Raw genomic sequence first — 21,984 nt, 5'->3', positions numbered from 1 at the left:
CCGTGAACTATGAGATAGGAATTCACCACTCCGGAAGGTGAAGATATATGAACGCTGAAAACCTCACCGCGGTCTCCCGCGAACGGACGATAGAAGAGTTCGACGAAGTGTTCGATCTGCTCGCACATCCGCACAGACGGACCGTTATCGACGAACTCGAATCGGACGTGACGGTCACCGTCCGCGAACTCGCGGAGCGGATCGCTGAGCGTCGGGACTCGGCTTCGCTGTCCAGCGCCCGGATAGCGCTCTGCCATAATCACCTGCCGCGACTGGCTGAGGCGGGGGTCGTGAGCTACGACCACGACGAGAAGCGGTGTGAGCTAAACGACGCCGCGGCCGTCCGGGCCGTCCTTGCTACCGCTAGAGAACAGGTCTGATGGCACCGCTCTAGCCGTCCGGTTCGTGCCGACGGGAAGTCTAGTCTGCCCCGGGACAACTAGGCGCTTGCGTGCAGGTTTTCACCTTCTGTGGTGGTGAATATCAATCGGCCAACATGATTTATGTATCGGCGGGCAGAAGAGGTGTTATGCACAGCGAGGGGCCAGTCGGAGTCGAAATCGCGAAACGGATCGCAAGCATCGAAGACGTAGACCCGACAGATCTCGAACCGCCGCTTTACGACGCCATCGACCTCGACGCGCTCGACGCGTTCCTCCGGAGTTCTCACCCGGACGAGACTACCGTCGAGTTCAGGTACGAACAGTACAGTATCACCGTCGACAGCGCGGGGGATGTCTGCGTGGACGTGCCGTACGACACCGCTAGCGGGAGTCAGTCGCAGAAGCGACAGACGTCCGACTGACTTCCGTACGGAAGTCGGTAGCGACTGCTGAGTTCCCGCGACGACCCGAAAGCGAACCGTCCGACGAAGTTATCCCCGCAGCACCCGTCCTCGAAACGGATGACTGAGGGAACCGACGCGGACGTGGCTGACGCCCAGACGGCCGCAGAGCGACGCGACGAGGTCGTCGCGCGTGTAACCGACCACGCGGGCCAGATAGCGCGCGAACTTGCGCTGCTTCGGGGCGACGACTACGGAACGGAAACGTTCAGTACCGACGCCGGGGAGTGGGCGATCAAGTACGAGGCCGGCGTCCTCCAGTACCTCCGGTTTTCCGGCCGTTCCGGCGGCGAGACGTACGTCGTATCGACACAACAGCCACCGGATCCAGACGAACTCGCAGAGGCGATGGAGGACTACGACGCGTTCGTCGCGGCGTGGAACGAGTACGTACGGTCGTTAGAGGGCACTCTGGACGACGTATCCGCCTCGTTCCCGGCGGTGGAATCAACTCAGGAAGTCGCCGCCGAGCGCGACAGGATCGTCGCACAGGTCCGCGAGGTAGCGAACGCGATGGCCGGCGAACTCCACCGGTACGAGGGGAGCGACTACGGCGAGTTCACCGCCCGTGTCGACGGGAAACGCTGGAAACTGAAGCGAGACGGGTCCGAAACCTCGTACCTCCGCGTGGGCGGCGACGGCGGCATCTACATACTCTCGCAGTACGGCCCGCCGTCGCCAGCGGACCTCCGGGCGAACCTCGACGGCGTCGTCGGGTTCGTCGAGGCGTTCAACGAACACGTCGACGACGTCGACGCCGACCTGTCGTCGGTTTCGCTGTAGGTCTCTGGGGCGGGACGACACGTCGGTACGGTGACCCGCGTCGCCGGTCAGCCCCCGTCGGATCCGTCTTCGGTTCTCGCCGCGTCTTCGTCGGAGGTCAGTCCGATCTCTCCGCGGTAATCGAACGCGTCACTGTCGTCGATCCTCGCGGTCAACAGACCGCGGATCCACACCAGCAGCCCGTGGTCGACGCCGCGACACCAGATGCCCGTCTGTTCGGTGACGCCGGGAAGGTCGCCCTCCCGTGCGGCGCTCAGAAGGATCGCGTTGCGGTCGACCATGACGATGTGGCTCGGTTTGTGCCCCTGTTCGGGTGGCATCACGTCGAGCGACTCGTACACGGACACCGTCGCGGCCGGGATCACGTCCAGAACCTGTTTTTTGGCCGACTCGGACGGGACCTCGACGAGGACGTCGACGTCGTTCCGTGCGAGTTCGTCGATCTTGTCGAACACTTCCTCGTCGACGCCCGCCTCGTGACCGACGAGGAGATACACTTCCGTCTCGGCGTCGTCGAGGAGGGTCTCGGTGCGGTCGATCACGTGGTCCCGATTCGCGATTGCCCAGACACCCTGTTTCTCCAGCCGACGGTCGGTGTCGACGTTGCCCAGCGCCTCGTCGACCTCGTCCAGAGTCGTCCGAAAGTCGCGGTCGAACACGGAGAGGGCTGTCTCAGTTTCGACCGCCTGGTACTCCCGCGGTTCGGACTGTTGGACGTCGACCAGGCCGCGTTCGTGCAGGCGTTCGAGGGCGTCGTACACGCGCGACCGTGGCACGTCCGAGAGTTGGCTTATCTCCTTGGCGGTGCCTTTGCGTATCCGAGAGAGCCCGACGAAACAGCGAGCCTCGTACTCGGTCAAACCAACCGATTCGAGCGCCGTGACAGCGTCATCGTCGGATGTCATACTAGTAGTCCCTCATACAATCAGTTATACCGACCCGCCTGAGCTATCAGCTGGTTTCAACAACGCCCGCGTGTCGTCCAACGCCGGTTTCGGGACGACTGTCCCGGCGTCGTCGTCGTGACTCGCGACGTTCGCCCTGAAGAGCTTCGGGATGTGGACCTGTACGAGCGAGGTCCGGATCCGCTGGCGGTCCGGCGGTGAACCGTCGCGGTCAGCATCTCTCTGTTTCTCGTCGGCGATCCGGTCGACGATATCTGCGACAGGGACAGAACTGTCGGCGTCGAGAAGCGCGCTAACGACGATCCGTCGTCGTGGGTCAGCGAGCGCCTCGCTCAACTCGTCGACCGAACGATCACCCCCATCAGTTCGGACGGTTCCAGTCCCGCTAAATCGCTGCAAGCGGTCCATCACTACCTATCGGGTACTGGCAGGCCTCTTTTAAGCTGATTGTCATTCGCACGATCCGAACAGATCTGTTGTTACTAGAGTGACAACAGTCGTGGCGATTAGAGTGACAACAGAGATCGGTGAGCGGTTCCGGTAGGACTGCTACGGCTCAGTCGAACGGACCGTCACAGCGACGCCGCGGGTAGGAGTCGAACCTACAACCCGTTCCCGGGGCCGGCAAAGCCGGTGGGCTCTCGCACGTACCCAGCCACGGCACACTCAGTTCAAGAAGCGGTATCGCATTAGTAATGCACCGTGTACGGCACCGGAAGCCAGCGCCTACGCCGCGTCGCGGTCGTCGGACCCGAAAAACGCGTCCCCGTGGTCGTCGCGCCATGCGAACGCGAACAGGCGGCGCGTCGGGGCCCTGTCCAGCGACCGACCGTCCCGGCTCTCCCCGGTCGCTCCGGACCAGCGCGTGCCGTCCGCGTAAAACCGTTCTCCGTCCGCGGAGTCGGTGTCGACGGGGTCGAACTGCAGACCCGTCTCGAACGCGTGGATGCCATCGGCCGTCGAGAAGACCGCTATCTCCGCCCCACCGACCGCGACGTGGACGACGCCGCCGGCCTCCTCGATGCGGCGACGGGGAACGCCGAGGGCGTCGCCGCCGCGTTCGATTCCGAGGACGACGTCCTTCGGGTCGAGGTTCGGATGATCCCACTCACGCTCTCCGTCGCCGCCACGGTGTGCCGCCAGACCGAACCCCTCAGTCTCGAAGTACGACTCGTACGGAGCCTGGTCGTACTCGATCGGTTCGGGGTCGGAACCCTCGCCGCTGGCCTCGCTCTCGCCGCCGGGGGGCGCCAGAACGACGCCGTCCGGGTTCGAATCGCGAAACCGCTCCCAGGTCGTCATCGCGGCCGGGAGAACCTGCAGGCTCTCCCCCGCCAGAACGCCCGCGATGGCCTCGCCGCTCGATTGCTTCCACTCGCTTTCGGTTTCGCGGTCGTACATCACCAGGTCGTCGTCGGCCAGTTTTCCCGAGACTCCGAAAGTCGAGACTTTCGATCCGCCGTCCGATCCCATCGGGGAGTCGACAGAGGTCCCCCTGCCGACCTCGCGGTCGTAGACGACGGCGCTACCGCAGAGCGGACACCAGGTGACGGCGACGGGACGGTCGCCCTCGGGCGTCGCGATCACGTCGTTGACTATCTCGTGATAGTGCAGGTACCGTACCGGATAGGCCTTCGGCGGTGTCGCGTCCGTAAGCGCGACGACCCGGTCGTCCGGGTCACCGTCGTACTCGTCGACGAACTCGGGGTCGTCCACGCTCGGGATGGCGTCGCGCGGGATGACCTGTCGCACGTTCATGCGTGACGGTTCGGCCGGCCGCGGGGAAAACGCTGTGGCGGTTCGCGGTCGGCGGGCGGGAGGAACTACGACGACAGGGAAAACGAGAGCCGTTCCTCCTCTGGTCCCTTCGTCTCCCGACCCGTCGCCTCGAACCGACCGATCTCGGCGGTGTTCGAGACGTGAGTGCCGGCGCAGGCGGTGCGGTCGTACTCCCCTATCTCCACGATCCGGACCTCGGTGATGCTGTCGGGCAGCAGGTGGATCCGGGTGCGGTCAGGGTCGAGGCGTTCCTCTGCTACATCCCTGTCCAGTTCGTACCACTCGACCGGAATGGACCGCTCGATCAGTTCGTTCATCCGCGCCGTGATGTCCGCGAGATCCGTCTCCGTGAAGCGGTCGTACGCGCAGTCGATCCGGGCCCGGTCGGCGTACAGCTGATTACCTGTCGTCTCCGCGTCGTACTCAGCCAGCAACAGCGCCGAGAGGAGGTGCTGGGCGGTGTGATAGCGCATGTGCGCCCGGCGACGGTCCCAATCGAGTTCGCCGGAGACGGCCATCCCCGCCGCCGGCGGCTCCCCGTCGACGGCGTGATAAATAGTGTCTCGCTTCTGTACATCCGTCACGCGCCACGTCCGGCCGTCGGCGGAGAGCGTCCCCTCGTCAGGAGGTTGTCCGCCGCCTTCCGGATAGAACAGCGTCCTGTCGAGGACGATGCTGTCGTCGGCGACGCGCTCGACGGTCGCCTCGAACTCGCACTTTTCCGATAGATCGAGATAGAGCGGTTCGGTCACGTCCGGTGTCAGGATTCGACGGTACTTATACACTGACGTGCGGTTGTCAGCGAAGCGTTTCGTGGGGACGGCCCCGAAAATTGCGGGGCCGTCCTAGTTGAAACAGGGACGGCAGACAGTATCATTCGAGGTGTCGTAACGCTAAAGAGTCGAACAAACGTTTGTATACACACCAATGAGTAACGGATCTACGCTATGGGGGTGGTATCGTGGGGGTTGAGATAAAGGAGTCCCGCGTTACCGACGAGGAACTCGACCGGATGGCCGCCTTTGTCTTCGAGTATCTCTCGGCCAGTGTCGAAAACGAGGACGAGGGGGGACGGATGCGATGGTATCCCTGGCACTCCGCAGACTACCGCCACAACCACATCCTGAACGTCGTCGAACTCGCGGAGGAAATCGCACGGGCCGAAGGGGCAGACGTCGACGTCACTCGCGTCGCCGCGCTGTTTCACGACGTCGCCAAACTGGACGCCGAACAGGACATCCACGCCGAGGAAGGTGCCCGCGTCGCCCGCGAGTATCTGCAGTCCCGCGGAGACTACCCGCAGTCGTTCGTCGACGCCGTGTGTAACTCCGTCGCCGAACACTCCTATCAGGGCGACCTCTCGGACCTGCCGTTAGAGACGCAGTGTCTCGTCGAGGCCGACCTGCTCGACAAGGTCGGCGCGAACGGGACCGCGCTGATGTTGCTGCGGATGGGGTACGAGGCACGGACCCACATGGACGCCGCCGAGATGGTCGAACGCGTCCTCGAACGCGGTCGGGACGCCGCCGACCGCGTCCAGACCGACACGGCCGAGAGCATCGCCTACCGCCGACTCAAGCGCGTCAAATGGTTCCGGGAGTGGCTCTCGGACGAAGTGTCCGCGATAGACGAACCGGCGTTTTAAAGCAGCGTTCCGGCGGCATCCGACAGGAAGACGACACCGAACCCGGCCAGCACGGCGGCGCTCACGTACGCCACGGCGGGCGCGAACGCGTCGGTCCGTCGTCCGGCGCTCACGAGCGCCGCAGGGAATCCCACGATCCAGAGCACGATCCCGCCGAAGAATCCGACCAGAAGCGCCGGCGATCCCGTTTCGACGACGAACGTCCCTGCGAGCGCCTCGCCGACGTACGGCACCGGAGCGAACACGTCGAGTGTTCCGGGCTCTAACAGGCCAACGCCGAGTGTCAACCAGAAGACGATCTGGTACGGGTTCGTCAGCGCCAGTACGAACGCCTTGCGGAACCCCTTGTCCGTCTCTGCCGGATCGCCGGTGAACCCGCCCGACGCATCCGTGAACGCGCCGTAGGCGAAGTAAAGCATCAACAGTCCGCCGACGCCGACCATCGCCGCTCGTAGCGTCGGAAGGCGCTCGACGACGGCGACGACCCCGAACAGCGCCAGCACGAAGAAGACTGCGTCCGCCGTCATCGCGCCGAGTCCGGCCCAGAACCCCGACCGCCATCCCCGCAGAACGCTCTCTTCGGCGATAATCGCGTTCATCGGGCCCGGCGGAGCGGCGAGGGCGACTCCGAAGACGACTCCAGCGACGGCGGACGTCAGCATCGACATACCCATACATACCCCGGTGAGCCGTGAAAAACCGTCCGACAGCGGTCGGAGTCGCCGCTTCGTCCGCACGGGAGCCTACAGCGGAAGCACGGAGACGCCGAACGTCAGGTCGGCAGTGATGTCGGCGGCGAAAGCCAGGAAGACGACCGCGGAGAGCAGGTAGAGATACCGCTTGACGTTGTACTCCTCCAACGCGTGAGCGAAGCGGTGGAAGCAGTAGGCGTTGACCATGCTCACGGGGACGATAGCCAGCATTTCGCCCGCCCAGATAGCCGACCCGGCGGCGTACTGCGCGGCGAGGCCGATAGTTATCAGTTGGGTCTTGTCGCCGAACTCGCCGAGCGCCATCACAGAAAAGGACGGAACGAACCCGGCGGCCCGACCGTCGCCAGCGACGTCGATATCAGTTAGCAGGCCGCCGTCGGTGATCATCGGAGCGTCCGTCTCGGGGATCGAGTAGAGAAGCATCCCCGCGAACAGGACGAACAGGACGGCGGTGGCGATGTCGAGGTACGTTTCGGGGAGGGCCCCCTGAAGCGCCCGGCCCAGGGCTATCTCAAGAACGGTCCATCCGGCAAACGCACACGCGGCACCCGCGACGACGATGACGGGGCGGTACTTCGTCGCAAGCCCGGCGATGACGAACTGTCCCTTCTCGCCCGGAAGCGCGAGCAGTTGGGCCGTGAACGCGATGACGAGCACGTCGATCCAACTTGTCATGCTTCCTCGACTACCGACTCGTCGCTATCGGTCGCAACCGACACGCGGATCGAACGGGCGACGGACTCCGGGAGGCTCTGTTCGTCCCCGTCGACATCGACGGTCACCATCCCGAACGGCGCGACATCGGTGATTTCGAGCACCGTTCCGGGGACGACGCCGGCGTCCTGCAGGTAGGCCAGTTCGTCGGCGTCCCGGTCGCTCACGCGTTCGACTTTGAGCCGTTCGTTCTCGCCGTGTTCGTCGAGGCGCGTTCCGGTTCCCTCGTCGGGCGGTGTCAGATCCGGACTCGGGATCGGATCGCCGTGCGGGTCGACCTCCGGGTCCCCGAGCGCGTTCGCGACCCGGCGCTCGAACTCCTCGCTGATGTGGTGTTCCAGCGCGTCGGCCTCGTCGTGGACCTCTGTCCAGTCGTAGTCGAGGTGTTCGGTGAGATACGCCTCCAGTAGTCGGTGATGGCGAACAACCTCCACCGCGACAGTCTCGCCGTCCGTCGTCAGTTCGACGCCCTTGTACTTCTCGCGGTCCACCAGTCCGCGCTCCTCCAGACTGTCGACCATGCTGGTGACAGTGGGCGCGGTAACGTCCAGATACTCCGCGAGCCGCGACGTTCCGATGGGCGCGCCCTCGTCTCGCTCCAAATAGTAGATCGCTTTCAGATAATCTTCCATCACGTCGCTCAACATTCTCAACCAAGGATTAGACACGTCTAAACATAAGTGTTTTGCAGTCAAAACATTGTGTCGCTGAGAGGTCGGCCGGACGCGCGTCGCCGACCGCCGAGGCGCGCGTCGACGGGGGAGGGCAGGGCTTCTGCAAGCGATGTACCCGCGAACGAGCGCAGGAGCGGTCTCAGCGGAAATCGCAGATCCCAGCGATGCCACGGATCTCGGGTTCTTGAGTACGACCACTGAACGGCGCGAACGTAGCGAAAGGAGTGAGTTCGGTCGAGCGTTCTGCGAGGACTGCGAGCGGCCCGCCGCCGGCGGACCGCTCGGCACGCGGTGGTTCGAGACGGCCGAGCCGTCTCGTCGTCGCTGGAACAGCGGAGCGGTTTCCGAACGACAGCGCAAAGCGTCGTGTTATACGCCCTGTCCCATCAGGTGGCTCCGCAGGATGTCGTCGTCCTTGTTGCCCGCGCCGGTGTTCAGCAGAACAACGGTGTCGTCCTCGTCGAACTCGCCCCGTTCCGAGAGTTCCCACGCGCCGCTTGCCGCCGCCGCGCAGGTCGCTCCCATCTCCAGCCCTTCGTTCTGGGCGACGGCGATGGCGCTTTCAAGGATCTCGGAGTCGTCGGTCGCGACCGCACCGCCGCCGCTCTCGCGGAGCGCATCGAGGATCAGCGGACTCGCGCCCGGGTCCGGGATCTCGATGCCGCCGCAGATGGTGTCGGGCGTCTCCGTCGGTTCGTGGCGGTCGAGGCCGCGCTCGAACGCGTCGACGATAGGCGCACACCCCGCCGACTGCGCGGCGTACATCGCCGGCAGTTCGTCGGTCAGCCCCAGATCACGAAGTTCCTTCGCGCCCTTGTGCATGCCGACGAGGCCAACGCCGCCGCCGGTCGGGTAGACAACGGCGTCCGGAACCGTCCAGTCCTCCTGTTCGACTATCTCGTACAGCATCGTCTTTTTCCCCTCGTGGCGGTAAGGCGTCTGGAACGTCTGGAGCGAGTACCAGTCGTCGTTGTCGGCCATCGCGTCATCGTAGGCCGCGCCGGCGTCGCCGATGCGACCGCCAACGACGGTCATGTCGCCGCCGTGGACGTTCACCATCGCCTTGTTCGTGAACCCGGCGCGCGAGGGGAGAAAGACGTGCGAGTCGAGGCCAGCGCGGGCGGCGTACGCCGACGCGGCCTGCCCGGCGTTGCCCGCGGAGGCGAGCGCCACGTCCTCCGCCTCGTGCTGTGCGGCGGCGGTGACGGCGACCGTCTGCCCGCGGTCCTTGAACGTCCCGGTCGGATTACGCCCCTCGTCTTTGAGCAGGACGCGCCCGACGCCGAGTTCGTCGGCCAGGTCGGGACACTCGACGAGTTGGGTCGCCCCCTCGTCCATCGTCACGGCAGCGTCCCGCGTGAACGGGAGCAGTTCCTCGTAGCGCCACATCGTTTCGAACGGTCGCTCGGCGAGCGTGTCGCGGTCTAACTCGACTGCGTCGTAGTCGTAGGTCGGGTCGAGTATACCGCCGCAGTCGGGGCAGCGGTGAGTCGCCGTCTCGGCGTCGAACGTCTCGCCGCAGTCCAGGCACTCCAGTCCGACGAACGCCTCCGTCGTGTCCATAGCGGGGAGTTGCCGTGCCGGCACCTAAGTCCTGTCTCTCCGTCGCCGTCGCGTCGGCCTCGTCGGCGGTGCGGTCGGGTCTGAAAACAGTCTCGTCAGGATCACCTCAACGGCACGGCAAGGCGCGCGGATCAGTCCTCAGCCGGCGGCAGCGTGAACGAGAACGTCGATCCCTCTCCGGGTTCGGAGTCGACCCAAATGTCGCCGCCGTGGCGTTCGACGATACGCCGAGAGAGCGCCAGACCGATGCCGGTTCCGGCGTGTTCCTCCGGACTGTGTAGTCGCTGGAACACCCGGAATATCCGTTCGGTGTCGTCGGGGTCGATACCGATCCCGTTGTCGGAGACGGAGATCGTTTGCTTGTTCCCCTCGGTTTCGCCGGAGATGTGGATCCGCAGCGGTCCGTCGTCGCTGTATTCGATCGCGTTACTGACGAGGTTCTGGAACACCTGCCGCAGTTGGCTGGCGTCGCCCTCTACGCGCGGCAGTGACTCCGTCGTTATCTCGGCGTCGCTTTCCTCGATACGGAACTGTAGGTCTTCGAGGACATCCTCTACGACCGCGTCCAGTTCGACCGGTTCGAGCGGTTCGCCCTGCGTGTCGACTCGGGAGTACTCAAGTAATCCGTCGATCATCTCGCCCATCCGGTCGGCCCCGTCGACCGCAAAGTCGAGAAACTCCTGTCCGTCCTCGTCGAGTTCGTCGGCGTACCGTTTCTCGATCAACTGGAGGTAGCTCGAAACCATCCGAAGCGGTTCTTTGAGGTCGTGCGAAGCCGCGTACGCGAACTGTTCGAGGCGCTCGTTGGACTCCTCGAGTTTTCGCTGGTACTTCATGCGCTCGGTGATGTCTCGGGCGACGGCGAGCATGTACTCCTGGTCGAGTTCCACGTGAGTGACGTTGACCTCTACGGGGACGGTTGTTCCGTCCGCCCGCCGGTGAGCCCCCTCGAACGTCAGTGAGTCCTTCGCCCGGAGTTCTTTGACGTGGTCCCGGAAAGCATCGAAGTCGGGGAGATTCGTCTCGATGTCCAGTACCGTCATGTCGAGCAGTTCCGCCCGGTCGCGGCCGAGTCGATGGCAGGCCGTATCGTTGATGTCCAGAAACTGCGCCGTTTCGGGGTCGATGACGAACACCCCGTCGTTGGAGTGGTCGATGAGATTCCGGAACAGTTCGAGTTCCGATTCGCGTTCCTTTCGCTCGGTGATGTCCCTGATGATGCCGGTGAAAAGCGTGTCACCCTCATGCTCGATCTCGCTGAACGAAATCGCCAGCGGGACGTCCGTTCCGTCCGCGCGCACTCCGGGAAGTTCGACGTAGTCCCAGTCGATGGTACGCTCACCCGTTTCGAGATATCGCCGCAATGCTTCGTCGTGTTGTTCGGTCAGGTCCTCGGGCATGAGTTTAGCCAGCGGTTCACCGGTGAGTTCCGCCTGACTGTATCCGAACACGTCGGCGACAGCCGGATTCACCGACCGGACCGTACTGGTCTCGTCGACGGTGATGATTACGTCGCTCGCCGCCTCCGTTATCGCCCGGTACTGTTCCCGGATTTCCGTTATGTCCTCTTCGACGGTCACTACCTGTTCGATGTCCCCGTCGCTGTTCAGGATCGGCGCTGCGTTGATCGAGATAGATCGACTGAAACGGTCCGGAAGTTCGACCTGAGCCGTCCAGTCGTAGACTGGCTCGCCGGTCTCGATCACCTTCGCAAACGGTTGATCCTCGAACGGTATCGGCTCACCGGCCTGGTCGTAAAACGTCTGGTCGCCGACGTGGAACCGCTCGATATCCTCGTCAGAAAGGCCGCGTAAGGCCAGTGAACGCGAATTAGCCCGATCGATCTCGCCGTTTGACGAGAGTACCGAGATACCGACCGGTGCGGACTCCATCATCTGTTCGAGGAGGACTCGCTCGCGGTTGAGAGCGTCCTCGGCCCGTTTCTGGGCGACGAAGCTGCCGAGTTCCGCGGCGACCGAACTGACGGTGTCGACCTGGCGCTCGTCGGCCGTCCGGCGTTCGAACATGTAGAATTCGAGGACGACCGCGACCTCGCCGTCGACGATAACGGGGACGCCCAGACCAGCTTTCATCCCGACTTCGTCCGCCAGATCGGTACGGGGATAGACGGTTTCCGGGACTGCCGATACGTCCGGGAACCAGACCGGCTCCGACGTTTCCAGAACCCGGCCCGGTATCCCTTCGCCGGGACCGAACGTGAAGTCAGTCGACGCTTCGCCGAAGGCTGCAAACGCCGACGACTCGACGGACGCGTCGGTCAATCGCTCGACTGACCCGTCGCCGCTCGGGACCCACGCCTGCCCGCCCGTCCAGTCGGTCCACTCACAGACGTCTTCGAGCGCCGTTCGCAGGCCGTCCTCAAGCGACTCGGCGTTCGCGATCGAGCGGCTCACCGACAACTGGAGTTGCTGTTCATCGTTTGCCAGTTTCCGGTCGGTGATGTCGTAGTAAAACTCGACGCGGCCGCCGGCGTACCGCCCCGATTCGATGGGCTTGCTGTGATGTTCGAGCCAGTGGCTCTCGCCGTCGTCGCCGGGAGTGATCCGGCACTCGAACGTTTCGTCGTACGTGTTGTTGTCGTAGGTAGCGAGGACCGTGTCGATGAACTCGTCCGTGTTCGAGACGGCGTCAGTGATCGACTCACGAATGAGTTGTCGCTTATCTCGCCCGATAGCGTCGGATCGGTCGATGCCGAAGTAGCGGCTGGCCGCTTCGTTTACCCACGCGACCGTGAAGTCCGCGTCGAGAACGAACACGCCGATGCTAGCGCTGTCCAAGGCGTCACTCACTAACGACGGCAGTCCGCTCTCGTCCGGACTGGGCATTTCAGGGAAGAGACTAGCCCACGGAGGTCGCCACCAGATGGCGTCCCCATCGCCCACCCGTTTCGCCCTCAGGTCGCCGTTGACGGCGAGTTTCTCCAGACGGTCGGTCGCAGTCCCGCTCGCACAGTCGAGAGCGTCGGCGACTTCCCGAGTCGTGAGCGGTTCGGACGGGTCGTCACGCGAGTCGAAGAGCGCCAGTGTTTCGGCGTGGACATCGCCATGCGATTCTGGCGGTGACACACCCTCTAGGCGGAAGTGGCTGGTTAAATGAGTTCCGTCAATTGCATAGCAGGTGACATTCACCGCACATCTCTCCGTCGTATGTCCGGGAACAGGTGGCCGACTGCTCCGCGACATCGCTTCGTTTGTCAGCGCATCCGTCCCGTAGTCCGAACGGACGAACGTCTCACAGCCGTTTTGTAGCGGCCGCCCTACGTCTCTGGCATGACCGAAGACGCGACTGTCGTCGTGGCCGGCGGCGGCCTCGCAGGGTTGGTCGCCTCGCGCCATCTCGCCGAGGCCGGGGTCGACGTTACACTGTACGAGCGCGAGGGGACCGTCGGCGGTCGGGTCCGGACCCATCGGGAGGGCGGGTTCGTCTTCGACCGCGGGTTTCAGGTGCTGTTTACGTCCTACCCCGCCGCACGGCGCGAACTGGATTTCGGCACGCTCGACCTCCGCCGGTTCACACCGGGCGCGTGCATCGCCCGGCCCGGCGAACGCTCTATTCTCTCGGACCCGCTGCGCGACTTCGGCGCGCTGACGGAGTCCCTGTTCAACCGCGAAGTGACCGTCCGCGATAAGCTCCTGACGCTGAAACTCCGCCGGGAACTGGCGAAGAGGTCCCGCGAGGAGATATTCGCGGGCCCCGACGCGTCTATCGGCCGGTATCTACGCGAATACGGCTTCTCCGAGGGGTTCATCGAGCACTTCGCCGCGCCGTTCTACGGCGGGATCACGCTTGACCGCTCGCTCTCGACCTCGAAACGCGTCTTCGAGTACACCTTTCGAGCGCTCTCGAACGGGGCGATAGCCGTCCCCGCTACCGGGATGGGAGCGATCCCCCGCCAACTCGCTGACCGGGCTGAGGCGGCCGGCGCGACGGTCGAAACCGACTCCGAGGTCGAGTCCGTCGACCGGACCGGCGACGGCGTGACGGCGGCGCTCGACGGGGAATCGGTCGACGCCGACGCCGTCGTCGTGGCGACCGACCCCAGGTCTGCCCGCGATCTGACCGGCATCGAGTCCGTTCCGACCGACGCCCGCGGCTGCGTTACTCAGTACTACGCCTATCCCGCCGCAAAGCGGATCGACGCCGGGAAGCGCCTGATCCTCAACGCCGCCGGCGAGGACCCGAACCACGTCGTCGACCTCTCGGCCGTCGCGCCCGAGTACTCGCCGGACGATACAACGCTGCTTTCGGTCACCTTCCTCGGCGAGCGAGCCGAGAGCGACGGCGAACTCGCGGACCTGACTCACGAGGCGCTGGCGTCGTGGTACCCCGAACACAGCTTCGCCGACCTGGAGCTAGTGCGGACGGAGCGGGTCCCGTTCGCCCAGTTCCGCCAGCCGCCGGGGTTCCGCGAGTCGCTCCCCGGCGTCCGGACGCCCGAGGGGCCGGTTTACCTGGCCGGAGACTACACCGGGTGGTCGTCGATCAACGCGGCGATGGAGAGCGGCCGTCGCGCGGCGGAAGCGGCGATAGACGACTTACAGGTGCGGCCGTAACTGGCCGAGCGGAGGGAACTCCAGCGTCTCCCCCGTGTCCGGGTCCCGGACCACCGGTCGGACGGCGTCGGCGTCAGTTACGAGCGGCGACGCGAAATCCCGCGTCCCCATCCCGTTGATCGTCACGCCCGCCGCGAGACGTGTAAACGCCGGGAGCATCACGACGTCGGCGTCGCGGTAGAGGCGCTCGCCGACGAGATAGCAGTAGCGTTTCTTGCCCTCTATCTCGACCGCCGGATGGTCGTGGCCGACGACGTACCGCCGTGCGTCCGCGGACGGTTCCTCGTGGCCGTGACAGACGACCGTCTCGCCGTCCGCGAGTCGGTACTCGTCGGGCGCGGGTCCGTCGTACACCGCGTCTATCTGCCTGTCGTGGTTGCCGGGCGTGACGACGAGGTCGGCCCCCCGGTCTCGAACCGTCGCGCGGACCCGGTCGACGGTTTCGGTCACCCCGTGCGGAACGCGGTCGAACGCCTGAAGCAGATCCCCGGCGATCACCACCTCGTCGGGGGCGAACTCGTCGAGCAAGGCGTCGACGCGGTCCGCGAGGGCCGACCGCTCGCCCAGCGGGAACTCGACGTTAGAGGCGGCGGCCTTGCCGACGTGAACGTCGGAGAGAACGAGAGCGTCAGCCCCCGGGAAGTAACACGCTCGGTCCCGGAACTTCATTCGTCCGGGCCGCCGTCCGCGCGGACTGGCTGACCCAGGGCGTCGGCGAGGTCGTACTCCGTCCCGGTCACCACGAACAGCGCCTCCTCGATAACGTCTAACAGTTCCGGCAGTTCGCGGACGACCAGCCAGGTGATGGCGACGAGCGCGACGACCGAGAGGCTCTGGCTAACGACGCGGTCGGCGATGAAGTACGAGGCCAGTTTCGGGTCCTGATAGCCCGCGTACTCGGTCGCGATAGTGATGAATATCTCCTGCTGGAACCACTGCCGGCCGAAGGCGACGGCGATGAACACGTTGCGGGCGATGTTCAACACCCAGATTATCGCCACCGCGATGCCGAGCGCCTTCGCCTTCCGGCGGAGCGGCGCTCGAACCGCGGCGATGAGGCCGCCGAAGATAGACATGCTCCCGATGCCCGTACAGGCGGTGACGATGTGGGTCGTGTACGTGTGGCCCGTCGCGTCCTCGAAGACGAACATGCTCAGATACCCCTGGACGGCGACGTCCTTGTCCACGGGGATGAACTCCGGCGAGTAGCCAAGCGCCGTGATGACGGCGTACGTCTGGGCCGCGACCGTCTCGACGAGGAACCGCCGGAACAGCGGAACCGTTTCGGCGGGCAGGTAGATGAGACCCATCACGCCGACCGCGTGCGACAGCGTCAGGAGCGATTCGCGGCCGTCGTACAGCAGATACCCCGTGTACACGCAGGCCGGGACGGCGACGAGGGAGAGCGACCCCTCGATGGCGCTTTTCATCTCGAACCAGAACGTCGGGAACACTGACAGCCAGAAGACGCCGAACAACACCCACGTGGCGCTCGCGAGAGAGCGGGCCGCAGTCCGGCGGCCGGCCCAAGTGAGCGCAGACGCGACGACGAAGGCGGCCACCACTGTCCAGGCTAACGCGTCGGAGACCGACGCGAGGGGGGCAAATACCCCGGGAATAGAGAGGGCGATCACGTCTGTATCCATAGGAACGTCGAAATAAAATGTTGACGGCATCCCGTCGCGGACGCACAACCGCGTCCCACCCCGGTCCGATCCGGCGATGTCGGGCGTGTCGGTCGTCAGGGTTTTTATCCGGGGGCGACGACTGTGGGGACATGGCCGACGTCCTAGAGAACAAGCGGGCCGCGACGCGGTTTCGTATCCTCGTCGAGATCGCGGACCGGCAACCCGCCGTAAGCCAGGGCGAGATCGCCGAGTCGGTCGGCGTCACCAGCCAGGCAGTCAGCGAGTACATCCGCGAACTCGTCGACGACTCGCTGGTCGAGAAGGAGGGCCGGTCGCGCTACCGCGTGACAAAAGAAGGCGTGGACTGGTTACTACAGGCGGCGACGGACGTCCAGCGGTTCGCCGAACACGTCACCGAGGACATTCTCGGAAGCGTACAGGAAGACGCCGCTATCGCTACCGCGGACATCGATGAAGGCGAGACGGTCACGCTCTCGATGCGCGACGGCCTCTTTCACGCGACGCCCGGCGGAGAGGGACCAGCGACGGGTATCGCGACGACGAGCGCCGCGGAAGACGAGGACGTCGGCGTCACCGGGTTCGAAGGGATAATCGACCTCGACCCCGGTACCGTCACCGTCCTGCAGGTGCCGCCGGTTCGGTCGGGCGGGAGTCGCGCGGTCGACGGGACGGCGCTTGTCGAAGGCTGTGCGGCCGCGGACACGGTCGCCGCCGCCGGCGTGGAAGCGGTCGCCGCGCTCCGGCGTGCGGATGTCAGCCCGGACACCACGTTCGCGGCCGGCGAGGTCGCGGCGGACGCCGCGAGTCGCGGTCTGGACGCGGTCGTCGTGGCGACCGCCGACAACGTCGGGCGCGTGACCGACGCCCTCCGAGACGCCGACGTCGCGTACGAAGTGTCGGACGCGACGTGATCAGGTCCGTTTCGAGTGCTCTCTGGCTCTCGCGTACGCCTCTCTGACCCGCCGGAACGATTTCTCGTCGCCGCCGTGGTCGGGATGCGTCTCTTTGACCTGCTCCCGATAGGCCGCCTTCACCTCGTCGGCACTCGCACCAGGAGGGAGCCCCAGCGCTTCGAACGCGGCACTGATCCCGTCCGCAATGTCCGGTTCTCGCTTTCGCTCCGGCGTGTCGAACGGGAGACGACCGCCGAGATGGGCACCGGGCAGTTCGTGTTCGATTAGGACGGCGTCGGTGTCCGTGGTGTCGATCCTGAAGTACGCGTGGGCGTCGAACGTGACCGCGACGTCGCGGTGGGGGAGATAGAAGGCGACACGCTGTCCCCGCACGGCGTGGTCCTCCGCGTAGGGTTCGCCGATCTCGCGGAGGTAGTCGCGTATCTCTGCCCGGCGCTTGCTCTCTCCGGTGAACCCGTCCGTCGGTCCCGTCGGTCCTGTCGTCGACTCGGGGAACAGTCGCCGCCCGGCGACGAACACGCCGGCGACGACCAGACTGAACGCCGCGCCGAGCGCGAGGCCGACCAGCAACCACCGGGGAACCGACCAGAGCCAGTCGATCGGCACGCATCCCCGTACGGCGCGGTCGTCAAAGAATCTACTGTTCGGGGTCGACAGTGCCGCCGACGGTCAGTACACCGCAACGTCGTCGAACGCCCCGTCGTACGCGATGTGGTCGGGATGCGTCGGTTCGGTGCCGGAGAGGAACAGTCGGTCGACCTTCGCCCAGGTGTTCTCCCAGCCCAGGTGGGCCCGCTCGGCGAGACGTCGGCCGTAGTGCGACAGTCCGTTTCGGTGTCCGGTTCGGCTGACATCGCCCGCTTCGAGCGCCGCTGTCAGCGACGACTCCGTCACCTCGTCGCCGAGAGCCTCGCCGTCGAACGCCGTCCAGGCCGCTCCGACGGTTCCCGGTAGGTGAGCGTACGACGATCCGAACGGCGGCAGGTCCTGCCGCGCGGCGATGGTCCGACTTCGGCGGTTACTCCGGTCCGTCACCTTCGGGTTGTACGTCTCGATGGCGGCGATCTCGTCCCGGTAGCGCTGGATCGCCGCTTCGTCGAGGCTGACGTTCAGAAACTCCGGATGCGGGACGAGCACCGTCGCGTCCTGGCGCTCGAACTCGGTCATCGCCCCGTCGAGCGTGATGAAATCCGGGACTGGGTCGGAGAGTCCCAGTGCGAGGACGTGCTGTCGGTTCCGCCACGTGCCAGTGAACACCTCGCGTGCGGGGAAGACGCGCAGTTCGTCGTCGGAGTACGCCGACGCCGTCGCCTCGATTTCGGGGAGGCGCGTGAAGTGCGGCGCGTACACCAGGGCGTCTAACCCGCTCGCTTTCGCGCGCCGAACTACCTCGTCGTCGAGCACTTTCACGTGCATATCGACCAGCCACTCGTCGCTCGCTGTCACGCACACCACTTTTAGGGGGGTCACATTATGGGTTCTGGTTCGACGCCTCGTCAGTCGGAAAAGCCTTTACGGCAGGGACCCGACGTTCGGGCAATGGTCTGGGAATGTGGTATCGACGGATGCGGAGACGTGTTCGACGACGCCGAGAGCGCGATCGTCCACCAGACGAACGAGCACGAGCGCCGCGAGTGTAAGGTTTGCGGCGTCGTCGTCCCCGACGGCTATCTCGCTATTCGCCACGCTTTCGAGGAACACACCCGCGCCGAGTACGTCCGCGCCTACGGTGCCGACTCCGAAGAAGTGCGCCAGCGCGAACAGGTGAAAGAAGCCATCGAACACGAGGCCGACTTACAGCGCGTCGTCGACCAGTTGAACGAGGAGTAGGGTGACGGCTACATCGGCTGTTTGTCTACTCGGACGGACTGTAGAAAACGATCGCTCACTGAAAATCGAACCGGGACCGCGTTCTGTCGACTACCGCTTTCTGAGCCCTGACGAGCGGAGCGAATCAGGGATCAGCGGAGCGCGTTAGCGTTCCTCGGAGTCCAGTACGCGGATCTGGTCGCCGCGGACGGTGACCGGAATCGGGACGGTCGCCTCGTACAACTCGACGGTGACCTGGTCTTTCCCCTCGTCGATACGCTGGACCTGCGCCTTCTCGCCTTTGAACGGTCCGGCGATGAGTTCGACGATGTCGCCTTCGGCGATCCCCTCCACGTCCGGTTTGGGCGAGAGGAAATGCTCCACCTCGGAGATGTCGCTCTCGCCGGGGACCATGCTTCGCGCGTGAGGGATCTCTTCCAGAACGCGGGAGATGATGGCGTCGTCCTCCGCCTCGACCATCACGTAACTCGTCAGCGAGTCGGGCGCGAGCGCCGCGTGGATGTCGTTTTCCTCACGGTTCATGATCATGTCCGCGACGGTTCGTTCCTGGCTCGCGGTGGTCTTGACGGCGTAGACCGGCATGGTCAGACCCCCTGGACGAACGTCATCAGCAGGAAGATGACGAAGCCGAGCAGGCCGACGAGCAGGATGCCGGCACCGGCGATCTTTGCGATCTGGGAGAACTCGTCCCAGGAGGGGGTACTCGCCAGCTTGAGCACCCGCACGTACGATGTGATGTCGTATGGTACTTTCATGGAGAGAGCTTACGGACGCGCCTTTTTCTATCTATTGCTACGGGGCGGAGCGGATCCGTGATCGTCACGTTATTCCACGTAGTCGATATCTTCGGCCTGCTGTGCGGCCTCTTCTTGGGCCGCCTCGTTACGGCCGTAGATCTGGGGCGATTCGACGCCGGTGACGACGATCATGGTCCGCATGGAGCCTTCCAGCGTCTCGTCGATGGAGGTGCCCCAGATGATGCGAGCGTCGGGGTCGATACGGTCGTAGATCTCCTCGACGACGCCTTCCGCCTCCTCGATGGACATGTCCTGTCCGCCGGTGACGTTGACCAGCGCTGAGTTCGCGCCGGAGATGTCGACGTCGAGCAGCGGCGACCGCAACGCGGTCTTGACGGAGTCCTGCGCTTTCGCGTCGGAGTCGGATTCGCCTAAGCCGATCATCGCGACGCCGCCGCGTTCCATCACGGTGCGGACGTCCGCGAAGTCCAGGTTGACCAGCCCGGGCTTGGTGATGAGTTCGGTGATCCCTTTCACCGAGCGCATCAGCACTTCGTCGGCCACTTTGAACGCCTGCCGAACGGGGAGTTTGCCGACGGAGTCGAGCAGTCGGTCGTTCGGCACGACGATGACCGTGTCGCTCACGTCGCGAAGGCGTTCGAGGCCCGCCTCGGCGTTGGTACGGCGCACCTCGCCTTCGGCGGTAAACGGCGTCGTCACGATGGAGATAGTCAGCGCGCCGGACTCGCGGGCCGCCTTCGCCACGACGGGAGCGCTACCGGTTCCAGTTCCGCCGCCGAGACCGGCGGTGACGAACACCATGTCGGACCCGTCGATGGAGTCGATGATCTCCTCTTGCGATTCGATCGCGGCTTCCTCGCCGACCTGCGGGAGCGACCCGGCACCGCGCCCCTCGGTCTTCTGTTCGCCCATCAGGATCTTCGTGTCCGCCTCGATGCCGACGAGATGCTGAACGTCCGTGTTCGCGGCGACGAGTTTCGCGCCGTGAATGCCTTCCTCGGCCATCCGGTCGACGGTGTTGCCGCCCGCACCGCCGCAGCCGACGACGGTGATGTTCGTCTGGAGTTCCTGGAGAACGTCCTCTAGCTCGTCGTCGGTCATCTTCCCCGACGGGTTCACGTTGCGAGCCCCCGGGTCCTCCTGTGGGCCGGCCCCGTCTTCTTCGGCTTCGTCGATTGCTTCGTCTACGATCGAGTCCATTCTTGGGACCCACTATTTGATGCAGGTTAATTACCTTTCCCCCCGCGGGTCGGACAGGCGTCTGACAAGTTAGGGTTCGGTTAAAGATCGAATCGGTGCGTCCGTTCGGTGTGAACGACCTCGGGGGGGATCGGTTCGCCGTCGACGGTGACGGACTCGCCGTCCGCCAGGGCACCGAACGCCGGCCCTTCGGGGACGCCCAGTTTCGCGGCAAGTTCCGGGTCGAACACCGTCTCAGTGGCCACGAGAGCGTCGCCGTTTCGGGCGACTCGGTCGTACTTTTCGGACAGTATCGCCGTCAGCGCGTCCGCGAGATCAGCGGTGTCTGTCCCGGTAGGGACGGCCGCGCGCCCCTGGGCCCTGGTGCCGTTCTCGACCGTCTCGAACGCAACCGTAGCGGACGCGACGGCCGCGCGCGTGGCGTCGGGGTCTATCGCCTGGGCCTCGGCGAGCAGTTCATCGGGGAGCGAGACGACATCGAATTCGCCCGGGGCCGGTTCGTCGCGGTCGCCGAACCGTAGTCCGTCGTCGATGCTGTCGAGGGCCGACTCGACCCGTTCGACGAGCGGGAGCGGTCGGTCGTCGACCTCTCGCACCCAGGTTTCGCTGACGACGCGGTAGCCCAGATCCTCGATAGTCCGCTCCAGTTCCGGGTAGTCGCCGTCGACCACCGCGTACTCTGTGCCGCTCCGTTCGAACGTCCGCCGAACCACGTCGCGGTTGGCTTCCGGTGATCCCATCGCGTCTACGCACCAGTCCGCGGCGATGTGACCGACCGCCCAGTCCGTCTCGCGGACGATCCGGGTGAACCGCGGGGCGTAGTGACCGCCGCCGAACCCGACGACTGTTCGGTCGCGGTGCGGGGTCGTCCCGCGCAGGTCGAGGATGGCCCGAGCGACGGCGCGGGCACCCGCGGGGTCGCGCCACTCGGCCTCGTCGCTGCCGAGTTCGACGAACATCGAGGGGACGCCGACGCGACTCGGGCCGTGGTGCGTACACTCGATCCCGACGCCGTACCCCTCGGGCGCGTGTTCGGCGAACGACTCGACGCACCGGGCGTGGGCGTTCGGACACGCTTCCGCGAGCGCACCGGCCTCGCCGCCGAACTCCGCCGGCCCGAAGTTACCGGTGAAATGTGCCGTCAGGAGCGGTCCGGTCTCGCCTGAGTGCCGGGAGGCGAACACGAGTGCGTCGGGGTCGTCGAACGCCGCCGCGGCGTCCTCGACGTTCAGGTGGAGGTCGTCGAACGTCCGGAGTTCGAACCCGTCGGTCCGGTAGCATGCGCCGCCGCCGTCCGCGTCCGGGCGGCTATCGTCGACGCGGCGTTTCCACTCACCTAGTTCCAGCAGGCGTTCGCCGATGTGTTCGGAGGCTTCATCGGCGCGGCTAACGACGATCGCTATCACTGCCGAAGGTATCCCGTGCCCGGGGAAAAAGCG

The 21,984-nt window shown here is 65.1% G+C and carries 24 protein-coding genes; 7 read left to right on the top strand and 17 right to left on the bottom strand.

The genetic code is table 11. The annotated features are described in order from the left end of the window. The first annotated feature begins 47 nt into the window (after positions 1–47). The 3 genes from SM753_RS12775 to SM753_RS12765 all read left to right on the top strand — a co-directional run bounded on the left by SM753_RS12775 (position 48) and on the right by SM753_RS12765 (position 1,627). A complete protein-coding gene (locus tag SM753_RS12775; RefSeq protein WP_323191886.1) occupies positions 48–380 on the top strand; it encodes a hypothetical protein in 333 nt (110 codons plus the stop codon). A gap of 149 nt (positions 381–529) precedes the next feature. After that, the gene (locus tag SM753_RS12770; protein ID WP_323191885.1) at positions 530–805 is read left to right on the top strand and encodes a HalOD1 output domain-containing protein; all 276 of its coding nucleotides are present in this window, start codon (positions 530–532) and stop codon (positions 803–805) included. Positions 806–904: 99 nt separating this feature from the next. Then, the gene (locus SM753_RS12765) at positions 905–1,627 is read left to right on the top strand and encodes a hypothetical protein (protein WP_135533494.1); all 723 of its coding nucleotides are present in this window, start codon (positions 905–907) and stop codon (positions 1,625–1,627) included. A gap of 47 nt (positions 1,628–1,674) precedes the next feature. Here the strand turns inward: SM753_RS12765 and SM753_RS12760 are convergent, their stop codons facing one another. The 4 genes from SM753_RS12760 to SM753_RS12745 all read right to left on the bottom strand — a co-directional run bounded on the left by SM753_RS12760 (position 1,675) and on the right by SM753_RS12745 (position 5,063). Continuing rightward, positions 1,675–2,532 (bottom strand): helix-turn-helix domain-containing protein, encoded by an 858-nt coding sequence (locus SM753_RS12760; protein WP_323191884.1) that lies wholly within the window; start codon positions 2,530–2,532, stop codon positions 1,675–1,677. A gap of 24 nt (positions 2,533–2,556) precedes the next feature. Beyond that, the gene (locus SM753_RS12755; RefSeq protein ID WP_323191883.1) at positions 2,557–2,940 is read right to left on the bottom strand and encodes a hypothetical protein; all 384 of its coding nucleotides are present in this window, start codon (positions 2,938–2,940) and stop codon (positions 2,557–2,559) included. A gap of 318 nt (positions 2,941–3,258) precedes the next feature. After that, positions 3,259–4,290 (bottom strand): DUF3179 domain-containing protein, encoded by a 1,032-nt coding sequence (locus SM753_RS12750; protein ID WP_323191882.1) that lies wholly within the window; start codon positions 4,288–4,290, stop codon positions 3,259–3,261. Between the two features lie 65 nt (positions 4,291–4,355). Further along, on the bottom strand, positions 4,356–5,063 hold the full coding sequence (locus tag SM753_RS12745; protein ID WP_323191881.1) for an alanyl-tRNA editing protein: 708 nt from the start codon (positions 5,061–5,063) through the stop codon (positions 4,356–4,358). A gap of 209 nt (positions 5,064–5,272) precedes the next feature. Between SM753_RS12745 and SM753_RS12740 the strand changes: the two genes are divergently transcribed. Next, entirely contained in the window at positions 5,273–5,956 is a 684-nt protein-coding gene (locus tag SM753_RS12740; RefSeq protein ID WP_138796917.1) for an HD domain-containing protein, read from the top strand. On the opposite strand, the gene SM753_RS12735 is transcribed toward SM753_RS12740, so the two are convergent. The 5 genes from SM753_RS12735 to SM753_RS12715 form a co-directional block, all read right to left on the bottom strand. Next, positions 5,953–6,624 (bottom strand): LysE family translocator, encoded by a 672-nt coding sequence (locus tag SM753_RS12735; RefSeq protein WP_323191880.1) that lies wholly within the window; start codon positions 6,622–6,624, stop codon positions 5,953–5,955. The two genes, SM753_RS12740 and SM753_RS12735, sit on opposite strands and share 4 nt — an antisense overlap. Before the next feature lie 75 nt (positions 6,625–6,699). Further along, positions 6,700–7,344, bottom strand: a complete 645-nt coding sequence (locus SM753_RS12730; protein WP_323191879.1) for a TMEM165/GDT1 family protein — start codon at positions 7,342–7,344, stop codon at positions 6,700–6,702. Continuing rightward, a complete protein-coding gene (locus SM753_RS12725) occupies positions 7,341–8,030 on the bottom strand; it encodes a metal-dependent transcriptional regulator (protein WP_323191878.1) in 690 nt (229 codons plus the stop codon). The genes SM753_RS12730 and SM753_RS12725 overlap by 4 nt, the downstream gene beginning before the upstream one ends. A 396-nt stretch (positions 8,031–8,426) precedes the next feature. Further along, complete coding sequence (locus tag SM753_RS12720; RefSeq protein ID WP_323191877.1) at positions 8,427–9,620, bottom strand: threonine synthase; 1,194 nt, start codon at positions 9,618–9,620, stop codon at positions 8,427–8,429. Positions 9,621–9,751: 131 nt separating this feature from the next. Next, positions 9,752–12,706 carry a PAS domain S-box protein gene (locus SM753_RS12715; protein ID WP_323191876.1) on the bottom strand — a complete coding sequence of 985 codons (2,955 nt, stop codon included), beginning with the start codon at positions 12,704–12,706 and terminating at the stop codon, positions 9,752–9,754. Between the two features lie 204 nt (positions 12,707–12,910). Here SM753_RS12715 and SM753_RS12710 point away from each other — a divergent pair, with 204 nt between their 5' ends. Next, a complete protein-coding gene (locus SM753_RS12710; RefSeq protein WP_323191875.1) occupies positions 12,911–14,194 on the top strand; it encodes an NAD(P)/FAD-dependent oxidoreductase in 1,284 nt (427 codons plus the stop codon). Here SM753_RS12710 and SM753_RS12705 read toward each other — a convergent pair. Beyond that, complete coding sequence (locus SM753_RS12705) at positions 14,177–14,863, bottom strand: metallophosphoesterase (protein ID WP_323191874.1); 687 nt, start codon at positions 14,861–14,863, stop codon at positions 14,177–14,179. The genes SM753_RS12710 and SM753_RS12705 overlap by 18 nt on opposite strands. After that, positions 14,860–15,840 (bottom strand): archaeosortase A, encoded by a 981-nt coding sequence (gene artA / locus SM753_RS12700; protein WP_323191873.1) that lies wholly within the window; start codon positions 15,838–15,840, stop codon positions 14,860–14,862. The genes SM753_RS12705 and artA overlap by 4 nt, the downstream gene beginning before the upstream one ends. Before the next feature lie 131 nt (positions 15,841–15,971). Here artA and SM753_RS12695 point away from each other — a divergent pair, with 131 nt between their 5' ends. Beyond that, positions 15,972–16,754, top strand: coding sequence for a MarR family transcriptional regulator (locus SM753_RS12695; protein WP_135533508.1), 783 nt, complete (start codon positions 15,972–15,974; stop codon positions 16,752–16,754). Here the strand turns inward: SM753_RS12695 and SM753_RS12690 are convergent, their stop codons facing one another. Next, a complete protein-coding gene (locus tag SM753_RS12690) occupies positions 16,755–17,363 on the bottom strand; it encodes a J domain-containing protein (RefSeq protein ID WP_323191872.1) in 609 nt (202 codons plus the stop codon). A gap of 63 nt (positions 17,364–17,426) precedes the next feature. Continuing rightward, positions 17,427–18,203: a PHP-associated domain-containing protein gene (locus SM753_RS12685; RefSeq protein WP_369335353.1), complete on the bottom strand. Its 777-nt coding sequence runs from the start codon at positions 18,201–18,203 to the stop codon at positions 17,427–17,429. 93 nt (positions 18,204–18,296) lie between these two features. Between SM753_RS12685 and SM753_RS12680 the strand changes: the two genes are divergently transcribed. Beyond that, positions 18,297–18,587, top strand: coding sequence for a hypothetical protein (locus tag SM753_RS12680; RefSeq protein WP_135533509.1), 291 nt, complete (start codon positions 18,297–18,299; stop codon positions 18,585–18,587). Positions 18,588–18,731: 144 nt separating this feature from the next. Here the strand turns inward: SM753_RS12680 and SM753_RS12675 are convergent, their stop codons facing one another. The 4 genes from SM753_RS12675 to SM753_RS12660 all read right to left on the bottom strand — a co-directional run bounded on the left by SM753_RS12675 (position 18,732) and on the right by SM753_RS12660 (position 21,951). Then, positions 18,732–19,169: a transcription elongation factor Spt5 gene (locus SM753_RS12675; RefSeq protein WP_135533510.1), complete on the bottom strand. Its 438-nt coding sequence runs from the start codon at positions 19,167–19,169 to the stop codon at positions 18,732–18,734. A 2-nt stretch (positions 19,170–19,171) separates the two neighbouring features. Continuing rightward, a complete protein-coding gene (locus tag SM753_RS12670) occupies positions 19,172–19,342 on the bottom strand; it encodes a protein translocase SEC61 complex subunit gamma (RefSeq protein WP_135533511.1) in 171 nt (56 codons plus the stop codon). 69 nt (positions 19,343–19,411) lie between these two features. Continuing rightward, a complete protein-coding gene (ftsZ, locus tag SM753_RS12665) occupies positions 19,412–20,545 on the bottom strand; it encodes a cell division protein FtsZ (RefSeq protein ID WP_135533512.1) in 1,134 nt (377 codons plus the stop codon). Between the two features lie 80 nt (positions 20,546–20,625). Beyond that, complete coding sequence (locus tag SM753_RS12660; RefSeq protein WP_323191871.1) at positions 20,626–21,951, bottom strand: D-aminoacyl-tRNA deacylase; 1,326 nt, start codon at positions 21,949–21,951, stop codon at positions 20,626–20,628. Between the last annotated feature and the right edge of the window lie 33 nt (positions 21,952–21,984).

The sequence above is a fragment of the Halostella sp. PRR32 genome (assembly GCF_034808085.1).
Lineage (GTDB): Archaea > Halobacteriota > Halobacteria > Halobacteriales > Natronoarchaeaceae > Halostella > Halostella pelagica.
This window is presented reverse-complemented; position numbering and strand designations above follow the sequence as displayed.

Bases quoted from the DNA above. Each gene is read 5' to 3' on its own strand.
- SM753_RS12720 (WP_323191877.1), bottom strand. From the start codon at position 9,620: ATGGACACGACGGAGGCGTTCGTCGGACTGGAGTGCCTGGACTGCGGC.
- SM753_RS12770 (WP_323191885.1), top strand. From the start codon at position 530: ATGCACAGCGAGGGGCCAGTCGGAGTCGAAATCGCGAAACGGATCGCA.
- SM753_RS12735 (WP_323191880.1), bottom strand. From the start codon at position 6,624: ATGTCGATGCTGACGTCCGCCGTCGCTGGAGTCGTCTTCGGAGTCGCC.
- SM753_RS12725 (WP_323191878.1), bottom strand. From the start codon at position 8,030: ATGTTGAGCGACGTGATGGAAGATTATCTGAAAGCGATCTACTATTTG.
- SM753_RS12730 (WP_323191879.1), bottom strand. From the start codon at position 7,344: ATGACAAGTTGGATCGACGTGCTCGTCATCGCGTTCACGGCCCAACTG.
- SM753_RS12775 (WP_323191886.1), top strand. From the start codon at position 48: ATGAACGCTGAAAACCTCACCGCGGTCTCCCGCGAACGGACGATAGAA.
- SM753_RS12670 (WP_135533511.1), bottom strand. From the start codon at position 19,342: ATGAAAGTACCATACGACATCACATCGTACGTGCGGGTGCTCAAGCTG.
- SM753_RS12675 (WP_135533510.1), bottom strand. From the start codon at position 19,169: ATGCCGGTCTACGCCGTCAAGACCACCGCGAGCCAGGAACGAACCGTC.
- SM753_RS12705 (WP_323191874.1), bottom strand. From the start codon at position 14,863: ATGAAGTTCCGGGACCGAGCGTGTTACTTCCCGGGGGCTGACGCTCTC.
- SM753_RS12760 (WP_323191884.1), bottom strand. From the start codon at position 2,532: ATGACATCCGACGATGACGCTGTCACGGCGCTCGAATCGGTTGGTTTG.
- SM753_RS12695 (WP_135533508.1), top strand. From the start codon at position 15,972: ATGGCCGACGTCCTAGAGAACAAGCGGGCCGCGACGCGGTTTCGTATC.
- SM753_RS12765 (WP_135533494.1), top strand. From the start codon at position 905: ATGACTGAGGGAACCGACGCGGACGTGGCTGACGCCCAGACGGCCGCA.
- SM753_RS12755 (WP_323191883.1), bottom strand. From the start codon at position 2,940: ATGGACCGCTTGCAGCGATTTAGCGGGACTGGAACCGTCCGAACTGAT.
- artA (WP_323191873.1), bottom strand. From the start codon at position 15,840: ATGGATACAGACGTGATCGCCCTCTCTATTCCCGGGGTATTTGCCCCC.
- SM753_RS12680 (WP_135533509.1), top strand. From the start codon at position 18,297: ATGGTCTGGGAATGTGGTATCGACGGATGCGGAGACGTGTTCGACGAC.
- SM753_RS12710 (WP_323191875.1), top strand. From the start codon at position 12,911: ATGACCGAAGACGCGACTGTCGTCGTGGCCGGCGGCGGCCTCGCAGGG.
- SM753_RS12750 (WP_323191882.1), bottom strand. From the start codon at position 4,290: ATGAACGTGCGACAGGTCATCCCGCGCGACGCCATCCCGAGCGTGGAC.
- ftsZ (WP_135533512.1), bottom strand. From the start codon at position 20,545: ATGGACTCGATCGTAGACGAAGCAATCGACGAAGCCGAAGAAGACGGG.